At 76.7% G+C, this 4,863-nt stretch carries 4 protein-coding genes; all 4 read right to left on the bottom strand.

What is annotated here, in order from left to right:
* Positions 1–1,720 (bottom strand): polyketide synthase (locus VGR37_23045; protein ID HEV2150295.1); only part of this gene is annotated, 1,720 nt, incomplete at its 3' end.
* The gene (locus tag VGR37_23050) at positions 1,717–2,691 is read right to left on the bottom strand and encodes a hypothetical protein (protein HEV2150296.1); all 975 of its coding nucleotides are present in this window, start codon (positions 2,689–2,691) and stop codon (positions 1,717–1,719) included. The genes VGR37_23045 and VGR37_23050, both read right to left, overlap by 4 nt.
* The gene (locus VGR37_23055; protein ID HEV2150297.1) at positions 2,684–4,660 is read right to left on the bottom strand and encodes a CRTAC1 family protein; all 1,977 of its coding nucleotides are present in this window, start codon (positions 4,658–4,660) and stop codon (positions 2,684–2,686) included. Before VGR37_23055 ends, VGR37_23050 begins: the two co-directional genes overlap by 8 nt.
* Positions 4,657–4,863, bottom strand: a 207-nt coding sequence (locus VGR37_23060) for a DUF1702 family protein (protein HEV2150298.1), incomplete at its 5' end; no start/stop codon positions are given. The genes VGR37_23055 and VGR37_23060, both read right to left, overlap by 4 nt.

Here is a 4,863-nt window from a genome sequence, read left to right on the forward strand (position 1 = left end):
GCGCCGTGCCGCCCGAGCCGATGAAGACGCCGCCGCGCGCGTCCACCCCCCGCTCCTCCCCGGCGCGCAGCCGCTCCAGCAGGAGGTCCAGCCGGCGGACCAGCTCCCCGGCCGTGGACGCGACCACCGCCGCGCGGACCCGCCCCCCGGCCAGCTCCCGGTGGAGCGCCGCGGCGGCGTCGCCGAGCTCTGCCCGCGACAGGAGGACGCCCCGCTCGCGCAGGCGCTCCACGCGGCGGACGAGCCCCTGCGCGTCGTCCGCGTCGAGGAGGAAGAGCTCCGTGTCCTGGTGGGAGCGGAGGAGCGCCGCGACGTCCGGCGGAACCCCCCGCCGCCGCTCCTCGGAGACCCCCTCCAGCGCCACGTGGGTGTTGATCCCCCCGAATCCGAAGCTGCTCACCCCCGCGCGGAGGGGGAGGTCGTCCGGCCAGGGGCCGCCCTTCGGGTCGGCGGCGAGCTGGCGCGCGGCCCCGCACAGCTCGCGGTGGGGATCGCGGCACCCCGCCGTGGGCGGGACCACCTGCGCGTGCAGCGCCATCGCCGCCTTGATCATCCCGGCGATCCCCGCGGCCGCCTTGGTGTGGCCGATGAGCGCCTTGACCGAGCCGACCACGGCCGGCCGGGCGGCGCCCCCCGCCCGCCGGGCGTCTCCGAGGGCGCGCAGCTCCGTGGCGTCGCCCACCTCCGTCCCCGTCCCGTGCCCCTCGAAGTAGGCGACCGTCTCGGGTCCGAAGCCGCTCCGGGCGTAGGCGCGGCGAAGCGCCAGGAGCTGGCCCTCCGCCTCCGGGCGGGTGAGGCCCCCGCTCCCGTCGGACGACACGCCCCACCCGCGGACGACCGCGTACGGCGCGCGCCGCAGCGCCACCGCGTCCGGGAGGCGCATGAGCACCGCCATCCCGCACCCCTCCCCCGGGAGGAAGCCCCCGGGGCGCCGGTCGAAGACGCGCATCTCCCCTGCCGCGAGGGCGCCCGCCCGCGCGAACCCCACCAGCTCGAAGGGGTCGAGGCTCAGGTCCACCCCGCCGACCAGCGCCACGTCCAGGTCGCCCGCCGCCAGCGCGGAGCAGGCGTTCGCCACGGCCAGGAGCGAGGAGGCGCAGGCGCCGTCCACCGTGTACCCCCCGCCGTGCAGGTCGAAGTGGTTGCAGACGCGCCCCGCGATGGTGTTGGAGAGCCCGCCGGCCAGCGTCTCCCCGCCCGGCTCCGGGAACGGGGCCTTGTAGGCGGCCTCCATGGCGCCCAGGAGCCGGCCCCGGGCCCCCACCTCCCACCCGGCCTCCACCAGCACCGCGTCCGCGACCCGCCGGACGTACGGCCAGCGCAGGCGCATGAGCCCCGCCCGCGAGAACTCCCCGGTGAGGGTGTTCCCGAGCAGCACGCCGGCGGCCTCGCGCGGGAGCCCCTCCCCGCCCGGGAACCCCGCGTCCGCGAGGGCGTCGGCCGCCACCTCCAGCGCCAGCCAGTGCGCCGGGTCCGCGGCGCGGAACGTCTCGCCCGCCACCCGGAAGCGGACCCGGTCGAACTCCCACCCCTCCAGCACCGCGGCCTCCGCCACGTACGTCCCGTCCGGGGTCCCCCCGTAGTCGGCCAGGCGCAGCCGCTCCGGGGGGATCGGGCGGAAGGCGCCCCGCGCGGCAAGCACGTTCTCCCAGAGCTCCCGCGGGGAGCGCGCGTCCGGGTACCGGCACGCCATCCCGACGATGGCGATCCCGGCGCTCACGGCTCCCTCTCCCGCAGGAGGGCGGGCGCGGGCCGGGGGAGCGGGATGACGCCCACCGCGACCGCCACCGGGACGTGGACGGGGACCCCCTCCGGCCGCCGGCGCGCCGCCCAGGCCAGGGCATGCGCGTGCACCCCGCGGACGGCGCACACCGCGGTGAGGGCGAAGAAGATCCCGAAGACCACGTGCGCGGCCATCAGCAGCCCGTACACCGCGGCGACCGACGCACCGAACGCCACCTGCGCCGCCGTTCCGCTCGGGGTGGTCCCCGGGTCGGTGATCATGTAGAAGGTGAAGAGGATGAAGGCCACGCCCGTCACCGGGAAAAGCGCCCCGACCAGCGACGCGTCCAGCACCAGGTGCCGCACCACCGCCTGTGCCGCGAAGCCCGCGAGCCACGCCCCGATGAGCGGGAGCCGGCGCGTGAACTTCGCGTTCAGCAGCGTCCCCGTGCAGACGACCAGCGCCGGGAGGGCCCAGTCCCCCACGCGGTCCAGCCCCTCCGTGAAGTGGTACGGCGGGGTGATCCCGATCCAGGGGAAGCACAGCAGCGTGAGGGTGATCCCCAGGTTGGACGGGTTGAAGAAGTGCCGCCCACCCCGCTCCGCCGGGAGGCGGAAGACCGCCTTGGAGGCGATGGCCGCCGCCGCCGCGAAGGCGACGGGCATGAGCCGCTCGTTGGCGTACAGGAGCATGGAGACCGCCAGCCCGGTGATGTGGGCCGAGAGGAGGAAGTCCACCTTCGTCCTCCACCCGCCGCGGTAGCGCGGCGCCCGCCCGTTCAGCCGCGCGTCGGTCAGCTCCAGCAGCCACTCCGTCGCGTACGCGGCGGCGAGCGCCGCCAGGGGGTGCGCCCACGAGGGCTCGAAGCCCAGGACCGTGTGGCCCAGGACGTTGAGCGCGGTGATGGCGAGGGCGAAGCGCCGCAGCCCGCCCAGCCGGTCGGGTCCCCTGCCCTCGCTCTCACGCATCTGCGCCTCCCGTGGCATGGGCGCCGAGGAGCACCGTGTGCCACCCCGGCGCGAGCTCCAGCGTCTCCTCCCGCGTCCGCCCGTCCGTCCCCCTCCAGCGCACCTCCACGCGGAGGCGGGTGCCCTCCGGGAGCTCGCCCAGCCCGAAGTGCAGCTCCGGGCTGCGCTTCCCCGAGTGCCCGCTCCCCCCGTCCACATGGGCCGCCTGCCGCCGCCCGTCGGGGAGGTGCACCGTGGCCTGCGCGCCGATGGCCGGGCGCCCGTACGGCTCCGGCCCCGGGTGGCCGCGGCGCACCTCTGTCCCCGCGGGCCCGCCCGGGAGCGGGAGGAGCAGGTGCAGCCCCAGGAAGGCGCCGGGGCGCGGAGCCAGGTTGCGGTAGAAGCGCGACGGCTCCCACTGGTTGGCGACCGCGAGGTCCAGGCGGCCGTCGCCGTCCACGTCCGCGAGGGCGAGCCCCCGCGAGACCTGCGCGCCGCCCAGCCCCACCTCGGCGGCGAGGTCGTGGTAGCGGCCGTCGGCGGCGCGCACGAAGAACGGGTTGGGCGCATGGCCGCTCAGCTCCGTCCCCGGCCCGAAGCGGTGCCACTTCCCGGGGCCGGAGAGGAGCTGGTCGTTCCCCATGGCCACCTCGTGCAGCTCCGGCCAGCGGTTGGTCGTCCCCCGCAGGAAGCCGGTGGCCTGGACCGCCTCCAGCGTCCCGTCGTTGTCGAAGTCGGCCAGGCGCGCGTCCCATCCCCAGTCGCTGCGCGACAGCCCCAGCGGCTCGCTGCGGTCCACGTACGGGGCGGTCCCCTCGCGCATCCGCCGGGTCTCGCCGGTGCTCACCCACACGAAGTGGCTCTCCTGCAGCGCCCACTCCGCGGCGATGTTGCTCACGTACAGGTCGAGGAGGCCGTCGCCGTTCAGGTCGCCGAAGTCGACGCCCATCCCCTTGAAGGAGTCGCGTCCGAGCACCTTGGAGTTCGGGGTGGTGAGCGTCTTCTCGCCGTGCAGGGCGGCGAAGCGGGGCCGGCCGGGGAGCGAGCGGTTGTGGAGCAGCCGGTCGGGCCCGAAGTCGTTGGCGAAGTACAGCTCCGGGAGGAGGTCGCCGTCCAGGTCCGCGGCGCCCATGGCCAGCGTCCAGCCGGTCGCCATCGCGTCGTCCAGCGCGCCCGGCGCCTCCCGGAAGCGCACCGAGGGCTCCGCCCCGGCGCTCGCGCCCGCCCAGAGCAGGACGCGGTTGCGCCCGCCGTTCAGCGCGCGCGACATGGAGTGCTGCAGGCGCTCCGACCCCGGCGCCTCCGCGTCCAGGACGCGGGCGCCGTCCGCGAAGTAGTTCCCGACGACCAGGTCCGCGCACCCGTCGCCGTCCACGTCGGCGAAGAGGGCGGCGTTGGTGAACCACCGCTCCCCGCCGGGGGCGACCTCCACCGGCGCGTACGCCTCCGGGCGGAGCCGGCCGCCCGCCTCGCCCCCGCGGCGCAGGAACGCCACCGGGCTCCGCCCCCAGTAGTAGACCACCAGGTCGGCGGCGCCGTCCTCGTTCAGGTCCGCCGGGAGGCACCCCATGGGCGCCATGGTGGCCCGCGAGAACGGCAGCGGCGCCGGATCGAGCGTGAACGGCGCATAGCGCGCGGGCGTCCCGGGGACCGGCGCGACGGTCACCGCGTCGGTGCGCGGGTCTACGGTGCACAGGTCGTTCGGGAGCCCGTCGCCGTCCAGGTCGTGGAGCGCCACCGACGCGCCCACCGAGGAGACCCAGGCCGAGATGCCCCGCAGGCTCGGGTGCACCGGGCGGAGCGAGCGGTGGGCGCCCGCCCCCGCCTCCGGGATCCTCTCCCCGGCGAAGTGGAAGCGCCCGGCGAGATCCGCCCGCTCCTCCGCGGGAAGGGTGGGGAGCCGGCTCATCCCGTACAGCGCCGCCACCACGGCCAGCGCCACGAGCCGCGTCCCGTTCCGGCGCACCGCCCCCGTCACGTGCTCCCTCATGCGCACCCCTCCTGGAAAAAGGATCCCTGGATGCGGAGCCGCCACGCCTCGTAGGCGGGCAGCTCCCCCCGGGGGGCGAGCCCCTCCAGGGCGGCGTCGGTCACCGCTGCCGCGGCGTCGGCGGAGCAGCCGCACAGCGCGCGGCAGGCGCGCTCGGTGTGCTCCGCGGGGTTTCCCGCGCGCTGGCGCGCCCTGGCCGCGAA

Source organism: Longimicrobiaceae bacterium (genome assembly GCA_035936415.1).
Classification (GTDB): Bacteria; Gemmatimonadota; Gemmatimonadetes; order Longimicrobiales; family Longimicrobiaceae; genus JAFAYN01.

What these genes read in the sequence shown, in the direction of transcription:
- VGR37_23050 (HEV2150296.1), bottom strand. Translation starts at nt 2,691, where the DNA reads ATGCGTGAGAGCGAGGGCAGGGGACCCGACCGGCTGGGCGGGCTGCGG.
- VGR37_23055 (HEV2150297.1), bottom strand. Translation starts at nt 4,660, where the DNA reads ATGAGGGAGCACGTGACGGGGGCGGTGCGCCGGAACGGGACGCGGCTC.